The 16,671-nt window shown below is 42.4% G+C and carries 19 protein-coding genes; 17 read left to right on the forward strand and 2 right to left on the reverse strand.

From position 1 onward, the window contains the following. The first annotated feature begins 311 nt into the window (after positions 1-311). Complete coding sequence (locus AC1MCB_RS17690) at positions 312-743, forward strand: DUF1801 domain-containing protein (protein ID WP_479966046.1); 432 nt, start codon at positions 312-314, stop codon at positions 741-743. Between the two features lie 48 nt (positions 744-791). Here the strand turns inward: AC1MCB_RS17690 and AC1MCB_RS17695 are convergent, their stop codons facing one another. Continuing rightward, positions 792-1,085: a CHY zinc finger protein gene (locus AC1MCB_RS17695; protein ID WP_479968757.1), complete on the reverse strand. Its 294-nt coding sequence runs from the start codon at positions 1,083-1,085 to the stop codon at positions 792-794. Here AC1MCB_RS17695 and AC1MCB_RS17700 point away from each other — a divergent pair. After that, positions 966-1,262 carry a hypothetical protein gene (locus tag AC1MCB_RS17700; protein WP_479968789.1) on the forward strand — a complete coding sequence of 99 codons (297 nt, stop codon included), beginning with the start codon at positions 966-968 and terminating at the stop codon, positions 1,260-1,262. The two genes, AC1MCB_RS17695 and AC1MCB_RS17700, sit on opposite strands and share 120 nt — an antisense overlap. Here the strand turns inward: AC1MCB_RS17700 and metK are convergent. Next, positions 1,257-2,510, reverse strand: coding sequence for a methionine adenosyltransferase (metK, locus tag AC1MCB_RS17705; protein WP_479966047.1), 1,254 nt, complete (start codon positions 2,508-2,510; stop codon positions 1,257-1,259). The genes AC1MCB_RS17700 and metK overlap by 6 nt on opposite strands. Positions 2,511-2,739: 229 nt before the next feature. On the opposite strand from metK, the gene AC1MCB_RS17710 reads away from it, so the two are divergent. The 15 genes from AC1MCB_RS17710 (at position 2,740) to nuoF (ending at position 16,656) form a co-directional block, all read left to right on the forward strand. Next, entirely contained in the window at positions 2,740-3,606 is an 867-nt protein-coding gene (locus AC1MCB_RS17710; protein WP_479966048.1) for a diacylglycerol/lipid kinase family protein, read from the forward strand. 136 nt (positions 3,607-3,742) lie between these two features. Beyond that, positions 3,743-4,087: a translation initiation factor gene (locus AC1MCB_RS17715; RefSeq protein ID WP_479966049.1), complete on the forward strand. Its 345-nt coding sequence runs from the start codon at positions 3,743-3,745 to the stop codon at positions 4,085-4,087. A gap of 157 nt (positions 4,088-4,244) precedes the next feature. After that, the gene (gene pckA, locus AC1MCB_RS17720; protein WP_479966050.1) at positions 4,245-5,849 is read left to right on the forward strand and encodes a phosphoenolpyruvate carboxykinase (ATP); all 1,605 of its coding nucleotides are present in this window, start codon (positions 4,245-4,247) and stop codon (positions 5,847-5,849) included. Between the two features lie 278 nt (positions 5,850-6,127). After that, positions 6,128-6,952, forward strand: a complete 825-nt coding sequence (locus tag AC1MCB_RS17725; protein WP_479966051.1) for a MotA/TolQ/ExbB proton channel family protein — start codon at positions 6,128-6,130, stop codon at positions 6,950-6,952. An 88-nt stretch (positions 6,953-7,040) separates the two neighbouring features. Beyond that, complete coding sequence (locus AC1MCB_RS17730; protein WP_479966052.1) at positions 7,041-7,664, forward strand: ExbD/TolR family protein; 624 nt, start codon at positions 7,041-7,043, stop codon at positions 7,662-7,664. 19 nt (positions 7,665-7,683) lie between these two features. Continuing rightward, positions 7,684-8,235: an ExbD/TolR family protein gene (locus AC1MCB_RS17735; RefSeq protein ID WP_479966053.1), complete on the forward strand. Its 552-nt coding sequence runs from the start codon at positions 7,684-7,686 to the stop codon at positions 8,233-8,235. A gap of 38 nt (positions 8,236-8,273) precedes the next feature. After that, positions 8,274-9,095, forward strand: a complete 822-nt coding sequence (locus AC1MCB_RS17740) for an energy transducer TonB (protein WP_479966054.1) — start codon at positions 8,274-8,276, stop codon at positions 9,093-9,095. A gap of 218 nt (positions 9,096-9,313) precedes the next feature. After that, on the forward strand, positions 9,314-10,231 hold the full coding sequence (locus AC1MCB_RS17745; RefSeq protein ID WP_479966055.1) for a PstS family phosphate ABC transporter substrate-binding protein: 918 nt from the start codon (positions 9,314-9,316) through the stop codon (positions 10,229-10,231). 16 nt (positions 10,232-10,247) lie between these two features. After that, the gene (locus AC1MCB_RS17750) at positions 10,248-11,921 is read left to right on the forward strand and encodes a tetratricopeptide repeat protein (protein ID WP_479966056.1); all 1,674 of its coding nucleotides are present in this window, start codon (positions 10,248-10,250) and stop codon (positions 11,919-11,921) included. A gap of 87 nt (positions 11,922-12,008) precedes the next feature. Further along, positions 12,009-12,380, forward strand: a complete 372-nt coding sequence (locus AC1MCB_RS17755; RefSeq protein WP_479966057.1) for an NADH-quinone oxidoreductase subunit A — start codon at positions 12,009-12,011, stop codon at positions 12,378-12,380. A 103-nt stretch (positions 12,381-12,483) separates the two neighbouring features. Further along, the gene (locus tag AC1MCB_RS17760; protein WP_479966058.1) at positions 12,484-13,026 is read left to right on the forward strand and encodes an NADH-quinone oxidoreductase subunit B; all 543 of its coding nucleotides are present in this window, start codon (positions 12,484-12,486) and stop codon (positions 13,024-13,026) included. Beyond that, positions 13,026-13,529 (forward strand): NADH-quinone oxidoreductase subunit C, encoded by a 504-nt coding sequence (locus tag AC1MCB_RS17765; RefSeq protein ID WP_479966059.1) that lies wholly within the window; start codon positions 13,026-13,028, stop codon positions 13,527-13,529. Before AC1MCB_RS17760 ends, AC1MCB_RS17765 begins: the two co-directional genes overlap by 1 nt. Then, entirely contained in the window at positions 13,530-14,741 is a 1,212-nt protein-coding gene (locus tag AC1MCB_RS17770; RefSeq protein ID WP_479966060.1) for an NADH-quinone oxidoreductase subunit D, read from the forward strand. After that, entirely contained in the window at positions 14,734-15,267 is a 534-nt protein-coding gene (locus AC1MCB_RS17775) for an NADH-quinone oxidoreductase subunit NuoE family protein (RefSeq protein ID WP_479966061.1), read from the forward strand. The genes AC1MCB_RS17770 and AC1MCB_RS17775 overlap by 8 nt, the downstream gene beginning before the upstream one ends. A gap of 18 nt (positions 15,268-15,285) precedes the next feature. Beyond that, on the forward strand, positions 15,286-16,656 hold the full coding sequence (nuoF, locus tag AC1MCB_RS17780; RefSeq protein ID WP_479966062.1) for an NADH-quinone oxidoreductase subunit NuoF: 1,371 nt from the start codon (positions 15,286-15,288) through the stop codon (positions 16,654-16,656). The last annotated feature ends 15 nt before the right edge of the window (positions 16,657-16,671 follow it).

Consider the following 16,671-nt stretch of genomic DNA (forward strand, 5'->3'; position numbering starts at 1 on the left):
TAAACTGGTTTCTTTCACGCAAAGGCTGCAAAGATCAAAACGCAAAGGCAGCGGAGTTCTTACCTCCTTACGTGAGATGAGTGACTTCTCAAAGTTTCTTTTGAATAGCATGACTTCTTCCACGCAAAGGCCACAAAATAGAAATCTCAAAGTGCCGGGCTTAGCGTTCTTTGCGAGTTCTTACCTGCTTTGCGTGAGATGAGGAGCTTCTCGGCTGGAACAAATTTCGCTCTGCTTGAAAAGGGTAATTAGCATTTAGCAAATTTTATTACCTTCATTGAGGAGACCAAATAACGCAAACCCCCGTTTAAATGGCTGAGAAAAAATCAAAACTGGCTGTAATAAAGACAAAACCAACCTCTGTGAGGGTGGAGGATTTTATCAATGGTATTCCCGATGAACAGAAGCGCAAGGATAGTTTTGTGATTTTGGAAATGATGAAAAGGGCCAGCGGAGAAGAGCCTGTGATGTGGGGCGGCTCGATCATTGGCTTTGGTAACAAAAGATACAAGAGCCCCGCCAGCGGCCGGGAAGTTGACTGGCTTCGAATCGGTTTTTCTCCACGGAAAGCAAATCTGTCATTATACATCAGCGTAGGTATTCTGGAGCATGCGGATGCTCTGGAAAAGCTGGGCAAGCATAAAACAGGCGTTGGTTGTCTTTACATCAATAAGCTGGCGGATGTTGATATGGCGGTGCTGGAAGGAATGATAGAGGCGTCGTTAAGGAAGAAGGAAGGCTAGCGCTAACAATGCATCCTTAGAGGTTAATATCCAGTTTTATCAGGCAAGTCACCCCTCAAAATACAAATGGTTATGATTGGAGCAGCCAGGATTGAAAGGAGACAGACAACTAGGGCAGGTGTAATTGCTGGCCAGATATTGGCGAATCGTTAGCTCCGTTTTGCAGACTCCGCATAAGATCGCCTTTTCATCGTATTCTTCTTTATTCCAGGTTACCGGTTGATGATCGGCTTCTTCCTGATGGCATTTGAAGCAGGGATAGTGTATATGGCAGCATTTGAACTTGATGGCAATGACATCCAGCGCCGAATGATAGTGGATGCAGCGGCTCTGGTCGTCTATAGTTTTGCCCTTTACTATGATAGCCGGGTCTGGTTTCATCGGAATGCTTTAATATTGATGTTCAAAGGATGGGCTTATTTCTGGAAGTATAACGATATATACAGCTTTCAATTAAAAAGCCTTCTTTCTGGATGGAAAGAAGGCTTCAATGTTAGATTTAATTTATCAGGATTATAGTCCGAAAGCTTCTTTCAGCTGATCAACATAATCCAATTTTTCCCAGGTGAACAGTTCTACATCTAAACTTTTCGTTTCGCCGTTTGCACTTGCGAACTGCTTGGTCACCGTTTCATTTTTACGACCCATATGGCCGTAAGCTGCGGTTTCTGAATAGATAGGGTTACGTAGTTTCAACCGGGTTTCAATTCCGTAAGGGGTCATATCAAATATACTTTCAACCTTCTTTGCTATTTCACTGTCGGACAAGTTCACCTTACCGGAGTGGTTCGTATTGACATATATTCCCATTGGGTTTTTAACGCCAATTGCATAGGATACCTGAACCAAAACCTCGTCGCAAACACCGGCAGCCACCAAGTTCTTAGCAATATGACGGGTTGCATAAGCCGCAGACCGGTCTACCTTTGAAGGATCTTTTCCCGAGAAGGCGCCACCGCCATGTGCACCTTTACCACCATATGTGTCAACAATAATCTTACGACCGGTTAGGCCGCTGTCTCCATGCGGTCCGCCAATTACGAACTTCCCGGTTGGATTAATATGGTAGGTTATGCTGTCAGTGAACAAAGCCTGTAGCTCAGGGCTTAGGGTTGCCTTTATCCGGGGGATTAGGATAGAAGTAATATCTTTTTTAATTTTCTCAAGCATGGTTTCGTCTCCATCGAAGTCATCATGCTGGGTTGAAATAACAATTGAATCGATCCGTATAGGTTTGTGATCATCGGCATATTCAATGGTTACCTGTGATTTGGCATCCGGACGCAGATAGGCAATATCTGTATTCTCACGGCGTAGAACCGCGAGCTCTAAAAGCAGTTTGTGCGCAAGGTCTAAAGCAAGGGGCATGTAGTTCTGGGTTTCGTTGGTTGCATAGCCAAACATCATTCCCTGATCACCGGCACCTTGTTCTTCTTTATCTTGTTTATCAACGCCCTGGTTAATATCAGCAGACTGCTCATGTATGGTTGAGATAATCCCACAGGAATCCGCTTCAAACATATATTCTGACTTAGTATAACCGATCTTACGGATCACTTCGCGGGTTATCTTCTGAACGTCGAGGTAGGTTTTTGATTTTACTTCTCCTGCTAATACAACCAATCCGGTTGTTACTAAAGTTTCGCAGGCTACCTTAGAATCTGAATCCCAGGCTAAGAAGTTATCAATTAATGCATCTGATATTTGATCTGCTATTTTGTCCGGGTGGCCTTCTGAAACAGACTCTGAGGTAAATAAATAAGGCATATAAACTTGAGTTTATTTAAAATTTCTAAAAACAAGCGAATAGGAGCGTTTGATTGAGGGGTAAAAATCAGTATATACTTTTAGCACTTTTTTTTACGTGGTTGCAATCCTGCCGTGTGTTAACCCGGCAACGCAAATCGATCCACTTTTTTGCATGGCAAAAGTAGGATAATTTTTAAATAAGGGGAAATTTAAAACTATTTTTGCAATCGTTAACTAAGCTATTTTCTTGAAAAAGAGCATTTTATTCATTATAAACCCGATTTCAGGTGGTAAGAGCAAACTTGATTTCCCCCAATTGGCGGCTAACTATCTCGACAAAAGACTGTTCGATAGCCAATTTATTTTTACTGAAGGAATAGGGCATGCTAAGCTGATAGCCGGAGAAAACAGTGATAAAGAAATAATAGTAGCCGTTGGCGGTGATGGCACCATTAATGAAATCGCCTCAACGCTTGAGGGAACCGGCAAGCCGATGGGCATAATTCCGTGTGGCTCCGGTAATGGCCTGGCGCGCGCAATGGGCATCCCTTTAAAAGATACTGATGCGATAGCGAGGTTGAATAACCTGAACACCACCCTGATAGATTCGGGTACCTTAAACAACCGTAAGTTCTTCAATATGGCGGGTGTTGGTTTCGATGCTCATATCAGCAAGGAGTTTGCTGAGCATCCGGGACGAGGTGTCGGGGGATATTTTCAGACAGCTCTCAGGGAGATATCGAACTATCAGTCGCAAAACTATGTTCTGCAGATTGATGGTAAGTCTTATGATCGCAACGCCTTTATGATAAGTATTGCTAACTCATCACAGTATGGCAACAATGCCCACATTTCACCTTTTGCCTCTGTTAAGGATGGTTTGCTTGATGTGTGTATTATTCGGCCCTTTCCGCTTTATCTTTTTCCGGTGATGGGATACCGGATGTTCAGTAAAACGACGCACAGATCAAAATTTGTTGAAATCATTAAGGGTCGCGAGATTAGGATACTGAGGGCAAACAGTGGTGCTGTTCATGTAGACGGCGAACCGCAATTAATGGAGGCTGAACTTAATATAGGTATTAAGCCGTTGTCGCTGGTGGTGATTGTGTAGCTGTCAGCTATCAGCCGTTAGCTATCAGCTACCCGATATTTGTAGTTAACTCCAACAGCTAAGTCGCTTAAGTAATTCTTCATATCTAATACTTCATAGCTGACAACTGATAGCTGACAGCTGAAAACTAAAATATATGTCTAAGAAAAATAAGAACATTACCGGTGTCGTGTACTCTACGGATCCGGATTTTGAATATAATGAAAACCAACAGGAGGAAGCGGAGACCCTTGCGCCGAATCAGCAAAACCTTCGTGTTCAGTTAGATAAGAAACAACGTGGTGGTAAAGCTGTTACCCTGGTAACAGGTTTTATTGGGCAAAGCGCAGATCTGGATGCGTTAGGCAAAAAGCTGAAACAGAAATGCGGAGTTGGGGGATCAGTTAAGGATGGTGAAGTTCTGATTCAGGGCGATTTCCGCGAAAAGATCATGACCTTGTTATTAGCCGAGGGTTTTAAAGTAAAAAAAATTGGCGGTTAAAATTAAGTGAAAAAAATAAAGCATAAGGCTGAAATTTAGTGCATTAGCCCTTAGTGTAAACGTTACAATTACCTGATTTATAGCGCTTTTTATTTTCGGAAACCAGTTTATAACTTCTTACTTTTATTTCATAATTGTAAAAAGCATATAGCTAGCCATGAGCAAAAAGTTGAATGAGGATTTAAATCTGAGCTACTTAAAACTAGATCGGACTAAGACAGTATTTTACCAATTAGCGCCTGCGGAGCTGATAGAAATGGCTATTTACAATGGTGAGGGCAAATTAACAGATAGCGGCGCCCTGGCTGTTGATACCGGCAGGTTTACCGGTCGGTCTCCAAAAGATCGATTTATAGTTGCGGATGATATTACGAAAGATAAGGTGTGGTGGGGTGATATCAATATCCAATTCGAACCGGATAAATTTGACGCACTATACAATAAGGTAGTGGAGTACCTGTCTGACAGGCCCATTTATGTTCGCGATGCTTATGCGTGCGCGGATCCAGAGTTCAATCTGACCTTACGTGTGGTCACTGAAACTGCTTTTCAGAGTCTTTTTGCAAACAACTTATTTCTCAGGCCTGAAAAGGTATCGCCCGCTGAAGCCCCGGAATGGGCGATAATAGCTGCTCCGGGTTTTGAAGCAGATCCGGCTATCGATGGAACACGGCAGGGGAATTTTGCCATTCTAAACTTTACAAAGAAAATAATATTAATAGGCGGTACGGCCTATACCGGTGAGATTAAAAAGGGTATTTTTTCCGTGTTGAACTTTTTGCTTCCGGACCAACGGAAGGTTTTGTCAATGCATTGTTCTGCCAATGTGGGTAAGGGTGGGGACACGGCAATATTTTTTGGCTTGTCCGGTACGGGAAAAACCACATTGTCAGCAGATCCGGAAAGAGGTTTGATAGGAGATGATGAACATGGCTGGAGTGCGAATTCAGTATTCAATTTCGAGGGGGGATGTTATGCAAAGTGCGTGGATCTTAGCCAGGAAAAGGAACCGCAGATTTTTAAAGCGATAAAGTTTGGTGCTCTTTTAGAAAACACCAATTATTTTGATGACAGCCGGCGGGTTGATTTTAGTAATATCCTTAAAACCGAGAATACCCGGGTTGCGTATCCCATCGATTTTATAGAAAACGCCATTGAACCATCAATAGCTAAAACCCCTGATAACATCTTTTTTCTAACCGCTGATGCCTTTGGAGTGTTGCCGCCAATATCGAAGTTAACCGCCGGCCAGGCGATGTATCATTTTATATCAGGATACACGGCGAAGGTGGCAGGCACCGAAGCCGGCATCACAGAACCTCAGACCACATTCTCTGCTTGTTTCGGGAAGGCTTTTTTGCCGCTTCATCCTACAAAGTATGCTGAGCTGCTTGGAGCGAAAATGAAAGAAAACGCTGTAAATGTGTGGTTGATAAATACTGGTTGGACAGGCGGTTCGTATGGCACGGGCACAAGAATGAAGTTAGGCTATACCCGCGCCATGATTTGTGCAGCCTTAAAAGGGGAACTCGGTAGTGTAGAATATCAGGAACACCCGGTCTTTGGGCTGATGATGCCTGTGACCTGCCCTAATGTGCCTGCAGAGATTTTGAACCCGCGAAACACCTGGGCAAATAAGCAAGCTTATGACCAAAAGGCATCGGATTTAGCTCAAGCTTTTTTAAAGAATTTTAACCAATTTGCGGAGTTTGCAAATGCTGAAATACTCAATGCGGCACCTAAAACCGCGGTATCCGTCTAATTGTAATTTTTACACTTATTATTTGCAATTTCCGTTTAAAATAAGTTTCATTGTAAATCATTGTCTTCTCACAGGACAATATTTTTGTAGAGAGAGGTGTTTGTTCTTCAGAATTCTTAGGCGGTAGTAAGAAATTAATTTTATATTTAGCCGCTCTAATTCTTTATTTTGGTGCGATACAAACAGAATAATCTTTTGTGTGTATCAATATAATCGTGCATTAAGCAAATCATAAATTCATATATTTAATCAACAACTAAAAACTAAAATTTAAAAAAATGGCAAACGCACCAAAACCAACAACAGCGAAGAAAGAGAGCTCTGGTTCAAGCATTTTTGCAAGTTTAACGATTGTCATCTGTATCCTGATCGGTATCGTTTTATGGAGATATGTTATGGGAGATTCATCGAACTTTGAAGGTGGGGATAACACAGGTCATCCGCTTCCAGGCAATTATTTCGGGATGGTATATAAAGGCGGATATATCGTTCCGGTTTTAATGGGTCTGTTCCTGATGGTAATCGTTTTTTCTTTTGAGCGTTTCTTTGTGATCAACAAAGCAACAGGTAAAGGAAACATTGATTCTTTCGTAAAAAGAATTCAAACTCAATTAGGCGCCAGAAACATTGACGCTGCGATGGCGGAGTGCGACAAGCAGGAAGGTTCTGTTGCCAACGTGATTAAATCAGGTTTGAAGAAATATAAAGAAATGGAAGTTGAGCAAAACATGGATACTGAACAAAAATGTTTAGCTATTCAAAAGGATATCGAAGAAGCTACTGCTTTGGAGATGCCTATGCTAGAGCAAAACTTAACCATTATCGCAACGCTTGTATCAATTGGTACTTTGATGGGTTTATTGGGTACCGTTACAGGTATGATCAAGGCCTTCGCCGGTTTAGCTACAGCAGGTTCTCCTGACCAGGCTGCATTAGCAAACGGTATTTCTGAGGCCCTGATTAACACGGCCACAGGTATCGCTACATCTGCGTTGGCCATTATTATGTACAACCTTTTCACTTCAAAAATTGACAAGTTAACTTACGCAATTGACGAAGCAGGGTTTTCCATCGTACAGACTTACGCTAGTACCCACAAATAATAGTTTTGAAATTATTATTCCGGATTTATGGAAAACCCGGAATATTTTCATCACTAATTAAACGTACAAACAATATTAAATTGAAGCAATGCCAAGAATTAAAGTTCCAAGAAAAAGTACGGCTATTGATATGACAGCGATGTGCGATGTGGCGTTTCTGTTGCTTACATTCTTTATTTTGACAGCAACTGCCCGTCAGCCTGAACCACTTCCTGTTGATACCCCGGCATCAACTGTTAAAATTAAGTTACCTGATACAGATATCGCCACCTTAACTGTTGGTAAGGGCAAGGTGTTCTTCGGGATTCCGGGACAAGATATACGGCGCAACTTACTTGAAAAGATGGCCACTGTCTACGGAATGGATTTCACCGAAGAAGAGAAGAAGAGATTTTCTGTAATGGAGTCTTTTGGCGTTCCACTGGGTAATTTAAAGCAGATCATCGCGATGCAGGGTGAAGCGCGGAATAAAGAGGGTTTACAACCTGGTATCCCAATAGATTCAGTAGGCGTAAGGCCTTCCGAACTTCATCAGTGGATTTACCAGGCTCGTCTGGCCACTAAAGAGTTGCACAATGTGGATATGAGGGTGAGTATCAAAGGTGATGCGAATGAAAAGATCCCCCAGATACAAAAGGTGATTGAAATTCTGCAGACGCAGAATGTAAATAAATTCAGTTTGATCACTTCTTTAAGAGGTGAAGATTACTAACCAAACTAAAAATTAAACGATGGCAGAATTAGATACCTCCGGCGGGGGTGGGAAAAAAGGCGGCAAAATAAGAACCAAGAAGATGTCAACTCGCGTTGATTTAACAGCGATGGTTGACTTGGCGTTCTTACTGATTACCTTTTTCATGCTCACCACTACACTGGCTAAACCGCAGGCAATGGATATTGCCATGCCGGACAAGGATGTAAAGGACGAACAACAGCTTACAATTGCTGATAACCGGACTATGACTATCTTGTTAGGATCGGGTAACAAAGTGGAGTGGTATATGGGGTCGGTAGATAAGCCGCTTACACCTCCACAAGTTGACAACTTTGGAAAAAACGGTATTCGCAAAGCCCTGTTGGAAAAGAAAAAAGAAGTGATCGCGATGACCGGTGATCCGTCAAAAAGTCTGATCGTATTGATAAAGCCAAGTGAGCAGTCTAAATATAGAAACCTGGTGGATATATTAGATGAGATGGCCATTATTAAGCCTCAAACTTATGCTATTGTAGATATTTTCGAACCTGAAATTGAATTGCTTAAACGCGAGGGTCTTTACAAATAGTTTTATCACAAGTATTAACCCTTTAAAATGAAAAAAAGATGTTAGGGTCAAAATTAGATTTATTTAATCCGCAATGGCTTGATGTGGTATTTGCAGGGCGTAATAAAACTTATGGCGCCTATGAGTTGCGAAGAACAAATAATAAGACAACAAATAGAGCCCTTGTAGTAGGAGCCATATTGTTTATCGCTTTGGTGAGTAGTCCGCTGATCATTCGCTTAATCAAAGGGGCTATGCCCGAAGAGGAAGCTGTGAAAGTGACTGAGGTTGTTTTGGCACCTCCGCCACCAATTGATAAAAAGGAAGTTCCGCCTCCGCCTCCTGAGCCACCTAAACCAAAGGTTGACCAGGTTAAATTTCCGCCTCCGGTAGTTGTACCGGCCGAGGAAGTGAGAGACGAAGAACCACCAACAGTTGAAGAACTGAAGGTTGCTGATCCGGGTCAGAAAACGATTGAAGGAGATCCGAATGCGGAGATCCGGATCGACGAACCTGTAGGTGAGGCGCCTAAGGAAGCGGAAGTAACAGAAGACGTGAATACGATCTTCACAAGTGTAGAGGTTTCTCCTGAGTTCCCTGGAGGTATGGCCAAATTCTACTCTTTTCTTCAGAAAAACTACCGTTATCCGGCAATGGCACGTGAGCAGGGAGTATCAGGTAAGGTGATCATGCAGTTCGTAGTTGAACGCGATGGTAGCCTTACAGATATCAAAGTTCTGCGTGACCTGGGTTTAGGAACTGGCGAAGAAGCTGTGCGTCTGCTGAAAAGCATGCCTAAGTGGAAGCCTGGTATCCAAAACGGGCGGCCGGTTAGGGTTGCATACACTTTACCGATTAGCTTAAATTTAGCAGGGCAATAAGGGATGTCTTTAAGAAAAGAAGCACAGAAATCGCCCGCAAGGCGATTTCTGTTTGTTTTAGGGCTAGTGATGTTTTCTTTATATTTAATACTGGGCATCGCGGTAATCTTCTGGAAGGATTTTCCAATCCAACTTGATCTGGGTTACCGGATTGCGTTTGGCGTATTATTGATTGGGTATTCATTTTTCAGGTTTGTTCGGCTTTTAAGAAATTAACTATGAGGCGTCATCATTGTATCTGTTTGTTCTTAACTGGGGCACTGTTTCTATTTGCCTGTCAGGATTCGAAAACTTCAGACGGGTCGACATATACAAAGGGAAAGATTGACATAGTGGTCGATGAATCTTTTGCGCCGATTATAGAAGATCAGGCTTATGTTTTTGAAAGTAATTATTCGGAAAGTAAATTGAATTTGATTTTCAAGCCAGAGAATCAGGTGTTGAACCTTTTTCTTTCAGATAGTGTGCGGGTTGCGATACTCTCGCGTGAGCTGACACCAACAGAGGCAAGGCAATATGAAAGTAAAAACATCCGCTTGCGGGTAAACAGGTTTGCAGTTGACGGCGTGGCGCTGATCACGCAAAAAAGCAACCCTGATTCGCTTATAACCGTGGCTGAAATCATATCGATTATGAAAGGGCAGCATATAGCTAACAAAAGCCTCGTTTTTGATAACGCAAACTCCAGCACCGTACGGTATATTAAAAATTTATCCGGAGTAAAAGAATTGCCATCAAAAGGCGTTTATGCTCTAGCGTCCAATCCCGATGTCATTAATTATGTAAATGAACATCCTGGGTCTATCGGCGTTATTGGAATTAACTGGATTGTGCAGCCTGACGAAAAAATGGAGAAAATTGTATCAGGTTTAAGAATCATGGGCGTTAAGAATTTACCGGGAAAACCGGGCTCAGATAGCTACTACAAGCCCTATCAGAATGATTTGGCAAATGAAACTTATCCGCTAAGCAGAAATTTATACATTATTAATGGGGAGGGCAGGCCAGGTTTGGGCACAGGATTTGCATCTTTTATCGCCGGAGAAAGCGGGCAAAGGATTGTACTAAAATCCGGACTGCTTCCAGATAGTATACCATCACGTCAAGTTATTATTAACCAGAACATTAACAATTAATACTCGGAAAATGGAAATGATGAAAAAGATAGTCAATACATCCTTAGGGTTGGTTTTTATAGCTTCATCTGCATTTGCACAAAGCATAGCCGACGCTAAAAAAGCTATTGACGCAGAACAATACCAAAAAAGCAAGACCATACTTAAGGGCTTGATACAGTCTCAACCTGCTAATGGTGAAAATTATTTTTACCTGGGCAATGTGTATATGAAGACGGATTATATTGATTCGGCCAAAATGACTTACCAGAAAGGCGTTAGTGCGGCCAACGAATTTCCTTTGAACTATGTAGGTTTGGGTTCGGTTGCGTTAGTTGAGAGCCCACAGAGCGCAAAGGCGCAGTTTGATAAGGCGTTGTCTTTAACTAAGAAGAAGGATCATACCACGCTATTGTTTATTGGAAAAGCTTATACCGCTGCTCCAAAGCCAGACGGCGCTGCAGCAATTGCAGCTTTAGAAAAAGCGAAAGCAATAAACGCAAAAGATGCGGAAGTTTTTCTTGCATTGGGTGATGCTTACCGTGTTCAGCAAAAAAATAGTGAGGCCTTCAGCAGTTACCGTACTGCTTTTGATATGAATAAGAACTTGCTGCGTGCTAAGATTGAACTTGGTGTGTTAAATAAGTTATCAAAAGCATATCCTGAATCAGTGGCTGAGTTAAATCAGGTTGTTGCTTTGGATCCGAACTATGGACCAACTTACCGCGAATTAGCTGAAACTTATTACTATTGGGGTAATGCTCAATCAAGTAAATACGATGAACGCATAAATGAGGCATTGAAATACTATGAGAAATACATGGATCTGACAGACAGATCTTTGGAATCTCGTGAGCGTCATGCAACTTTCCTGATTTTAGCTAAAAAGTACAAAGAACTTGAAGCTGAAGCCAATGCTATGGCCAAGATGGATAAAACCAATCCTCGTATTTTTAGATATTTAGGATATTCAGCATATGAGAATGGTAACTATCCGGCAAGTGTTCAGGCGTTGAAAGATTTCATTGGCAAAGTTGACACAAGCCGCATTATCCCACAGGATTATCTTTACTTGGGTCGCGCTTTAATAAAGACGCCTGGTTCAGAGTCAGAAGGTATTGACTACCTTAAAAGGGCAGTAACTTTAGATTCGAGTAATGTGGAAGTAATGGGTGATATTGGTAAAGCGTTATTCTCTGCTAAGAAGTATGCAGACGCCGCTAAGATGTTTGAAATCGCGGTTAATAATCCAGAGTCAAAGACCAAAGCATATGATAACTTTTATTTGGGCATGGCTCATTACTTTGATTATGCGACACAGGCTAACGATAAAACAAAGACTCCTGATGCTACCCTTTTAACTAAAGCGGACTCTGCATTCAGTTATGTTATTCAGGTAGCCCCTACAAATCCTGATGCTTATCTATATCGCGCAAGGGTTAAAAAGCTTGTGGATAATCAAGAGAATATGCAGGGTTTGATGGTTCCTGATTATGAAAAATACCTCGAGATTGTTTTGGCAAAACCAGATGCAACTTCAGAGGCCAGAATTAAGAATACCGTAGTTGAAGCTTATAAAAACTTAGGTGCATTTTACCAGCGCAGCGATGTTGCTAAAGCTAAAGAATACTTTGGCAAGGTGATTGAACTTGAGCCTTCTGATGCTTATGCGCAGAGTGCTCTTAAAGCGTTAAGCGCGAGTAAAAATTAGTAAGAAGGTCACATAGATTTTAAAAGAGTCCCGGAATGTTTGTTTCGGGGCTCTTTCTATTTATATTTGCGCCGTTCAATAACATATATGGAAGCACAAAATACAGCCGTAAATTATCTCCCTATTATATTTCAGATAGTTGTAGCTCTGGGGTTTGTTGTATTAACCATGACAATTACCCATCTTGTTGGTCCTAAAAGAAAGACTGCTGATAAACTGGTTGCATTTGAATCAGGTATCGAATCTATTGGTAATGCCCGGCAGCCATTTTCGATCAAGTATTTTCTTGTAGCCATTTTGTTTGTCCTTTTTGACGTCGAGGTAATTTTTATGTATCCATGGGCGGTTAACTTCAGAGAGTTCGGTGTGAATGGACTGATAGAAATGTTCATTTTTATGGGGACACTTCTTTTGGGCTTTATTTACATTGTCAAAAAGGGCGCTTTAGATTGGGATTAATAACTTGACCGTTTCAATACAGTTCTGCGTGAACGGGAAGGGTTAAATTTAGTAATTTTGAAGGGTCAGCATTAATTAGCGGACTTTATTATCGGGAAAGATTATGAGTGATGTTAAGTTAGTTGAAGCTCCTCCGGGGATAGAAGGCTCAGGTTTTTTTGCTACTTCAATGGAGAAAGTAGTTGGGCTTGCCCGTTCTCATTCATTGTGGCCTTTACCTTTTGCAACCTCCTGCTGTGGAATTGAGTTTATGGCAACGATGGGATCGCACTATGATTTTGCAAGGTTCGGTTCTGAGCGTCCAAGTTTCTCACCACGACAGGCAGATCTGTTGATGGTGATGGGAACCATCGCTAAGAAAATGGGACCGGTTTTACGCCAGGTGTACATACAGATGGCCGAGCCACGCTGGGTTATCGCTGTAGGTGCTTGTGCATGCAGCGGTGGTATTTTTGATACATATTCGGTTTTGCAGGGGATTGATGAGATTATTCCGGTGGATGTTTATGTCCCCGGTTGTCCACCTAGACCTGAAGCTATAATAAATGGTTTTAATAAGATCCAGGAACTGGTTAAAGATGAATCCCTCCGCAGGCGGGAATCGCCTGAGTACCAGGAACTGATGTCAAAATATGGAATCCTTTAATGAGTAAGTTAAATAGCCAGGCTGTATTGCAAAGAATTACAGCGCGTTTTACTGAGAGCATCTCCGTTCCCACTGAGCCTTATGGCCTGCTAACATTCGAAACCAGCAAAGAGAACATTGCGGAGATTCTTCGCTTTTTAAAGGAAGACAAGGATCTTAGGTTTAATTATCTGACTGATATAACTGCTATTCATTATCCGGAACAGAAGCTGTCAATAGGTGTGATTTATCATGTGCACAGCCTAACCAATAATGTGAGAGTTCGTATTAAGGTCTTTCTTGATGGTGAAAATCCGGTTATCCCTACAGCCACTACTTTGTGGGAGGGAGCGAACTGGATGGAGCGCGAAACGTATGATTTCTTTGGGGTCATTTTTGAAGGTCATCCTAATTTAGTTCGTATTTTAAATGTTGACGATATGACGGTTTTTCCGATGCGCAGAGAATATCCGCTGGAAGATCCTAACCGCGTTGATAAAAAAGATTATTTCTTCGGAAGATAAATGAATAACCATCCCGTTTATACAGACAATGATCCCCAGAAGGAAACGATAACCTTAAACCTGGGACCTACTCACCCCGCTACACACGGAGTTTTTCAGAATGTGCTGGAGATGGATGGTGAGCGGATAGTAAGCGGTGTGTCTACCATCGGTTACATTCATCGGGCTTTTGAAAAGATTGCTGAGCATCGCCCTTTCTATCAGATCACACCCCTTACTGACCGCATGAATTATTGCTCATCCCCTATTAACAATATGGGCTGGCACATGACGGTTGAAAAGCTTTTAAATATTCAAACTCCTAAACGTGTTGACTACCTTAGGGTAATTGTCATGGAACTTGCACGGATTTCGGATCATTTGGTGTGTAACGGAATTCTTGGTGTTGATACCGGGGCTTTCTCCGGTTTCCTTTATCTAATGGAAGAGCGGGAACATATTTATGAGATCTATGAAGAAATATGCGGTGCCCGTTTAACAACGAATATTGGTCGTATCGGTGGCTTTGAACGTGATTTTAACGATATTGCTTTCGCCAAGATCAAAAAGTTCCTGGTAAAGTTTCCACCAATATTGAAAGAGTTTGAAACTCTGTTTGACCGTAACCGGATTTTCATTGAGCGCACATCTGGTGTGGGAGCTGTGAATCCGGAAACAGCGTTAAACTATAGCTGGAGCGGGCCTATCTTGCGTGCTACGGGTGTAGATTACGACGTGCGTGTAAATGAGCCTTACTCATCGTATGAAGATTTTGATTTCGAAATACCAGTAGGTAATACAGGCGATGTTTATGATCGCTATACCGTTCGTAATGAAGAAATGTGGCAGAGTCTGCGCATAATTGAGCAGGCTTTACAGAAGATTGAGAAAGAACCAAAAGGTATTTTTCATGCTGATGTTCCTGAATTTTATCTTCCACCGAAGGAAGAAGTTTATAATAATATGGAGGCGCTGATCTATCACTTTAAAATTGTCATGGGTGAGATCGACACTCCAAAAACTGAAGTGTATCATGCGGTAGAAGGTGGCAACGGCGAGTTAGGTTTTTACCTGGTAAATGATGGCGGACGATCTCCGTATCGTTTGCACTTCCGCCGACCAAGCTTTATTAATTACCAGATGTACGCCCCGATGAGTGCCGGCATGTTACTTTCTGATGCGATAATTAACATGAGTAGTTTAAACGTAATTGCTGGAGAGTTAGATGCTTAAAGTAACCGAAGAGACCGAACATATTGACTTCAGACCAGAATTGTTGTCTGAATTCGATGAGATCATCAAAAGATATCCGGAAGGGAAGCACAAAGCCGCTTTGCTTCCGATCTTGCATTTAGTACAGGCTGAATATGGCTGGCTGAGTACTGCCGCCATGGAACGTGTTGCCGGTTATTTAAATCTGAAGCCTATAGAGGTTTATGAGGTGGCCACTTTTTATACCATGTTCTTTCTAAAACCTCAGGGTAAGTATGTGCTGGAGGTTTGTCGTACCGGTCCTTGTTGCCTGGTAGGCGCCGAAAAGATCATGAAACATATTGAAACTAAGTTAGGCGTTAAGGAGGGTGAAGTAACTGCCGACGGTAAGTTCAGCTGGCGGGGAGTGGAATGTCTGGCAGCCTGCGGTATGGGCCCTGTTTTACAAATAGGACCAGAATACACTTTTTATGAGAATCTGACCGAGGAAAGTGTAGGTCAGCTTATCAAGGAGTTGAAAGAGAAAGAACAGACAATAGCAAATTAACAAATTGTCAAACTGAACATGGCTCGTAAATTATTATTAGAACATATTAACGTTCCTGGCATTCAAACTTTCGATGTGTACCGAAAGCATGGAGGCTATCGTGCCGTTGAGAAAACTCTTAAAACCATGTCGCCTGACGATGTGGTGGAGGAAGTGAAAAAATCAGGGTTGCGTGGGCGGGGAGGAGCAGGATTTCCGACAGGGATGAAGTGGAGCTTTTTGGCTAAGCCAGAAGGAAAAGCCCGTTATCTTGTGTGTAATGCTGATGAGTCGGAACCAGGTACTTTTAAGGACAGGTACCTGATGACCTACATACCGCATGCGCTGATTGAGGGAATGATTGTATCCAGCTTTGCTCTGGGAGCAAAAACTTCATACATCTACGTTCGCGGTGAGATGATGCCTCAAATCAGAATTCTGGAGAAAGCTATAGCTGAAGCAAAGAATGCAGGGTTTTTAGGTAAAAATATTTTAGGTTCGGGTTACGATCTAGAACTATACGTTCAGCCTGGTGGCGGAGCATACATTTGCGGGGAAGAAACTGCTCTTATAGAATCTTTAGAAGGTAAGCGCGGTAATCCACGTATCAAACCGCCTTTTCCGGCTATTTCTGGCGTTTGGGGCTGTCCAACTGTGGTAAACAACGTTGAATCTATAGCGGCAGTAGTGCCGATTATAAATGACGGCGGTGATGAATACGCTAAGGTTGGAATTGGCCGCAGTACCGGAACTAAGTTAATCTCTGCTTCCGGTAACTTAAATAGGCCGGGAGTGTATGAAATTGAACTAGGCTTGCCGGTAGAGGAATTTATTTATTCTGACGAATATTGTGGTGGCATTCCCAACGGTAAACGCCTGAAAGCTGTGGTTGCCGGTGGATCATCTGTACCAATTCTGCCTGCAAATCTTACGTTGAAAACAATAGCCGGTGAAGCCAGGCTGATGAGCTATGAATCATTGGCTGAAGGGGGATTTCAGTCGGGTTCTATGATGGGGTCCGGCGGATTTATAGCTTTCGATGAGGACCAGTGTATTGTTAGAAATACATGGAACTTTAGTCGTTTCTATCATCACGAAAGTTGCGGTCAGTGTTCGCCTTGCCGGGAAGGTACAGGCTGGATGGAGAAAGTACTTCACCGCCTGGATTACGGACATGGTAAGATGAGTGACATGGATTTGCTGGTGGATGTAGCTAGTAAAATAGAAGGAAATACAATTTGTCCGCTTGGTGATGCGGCTGCCTGGCCTGTGGCAAGTGCCATCCGTCATTTCCGCGAAGAATTTGAATGGCATGTGAGCCATCCAAAAGAGGCAATGGAGCGAAACTTTGGGATTGGGAATTATGCTGATTCCTTACCGAAACCAGAAGAACTGGTTTCAGGGAATTAAGAACACATAAAAAGT

The organism is Daejeonella sp. AP26 (genome assembly GCF_056680515.1).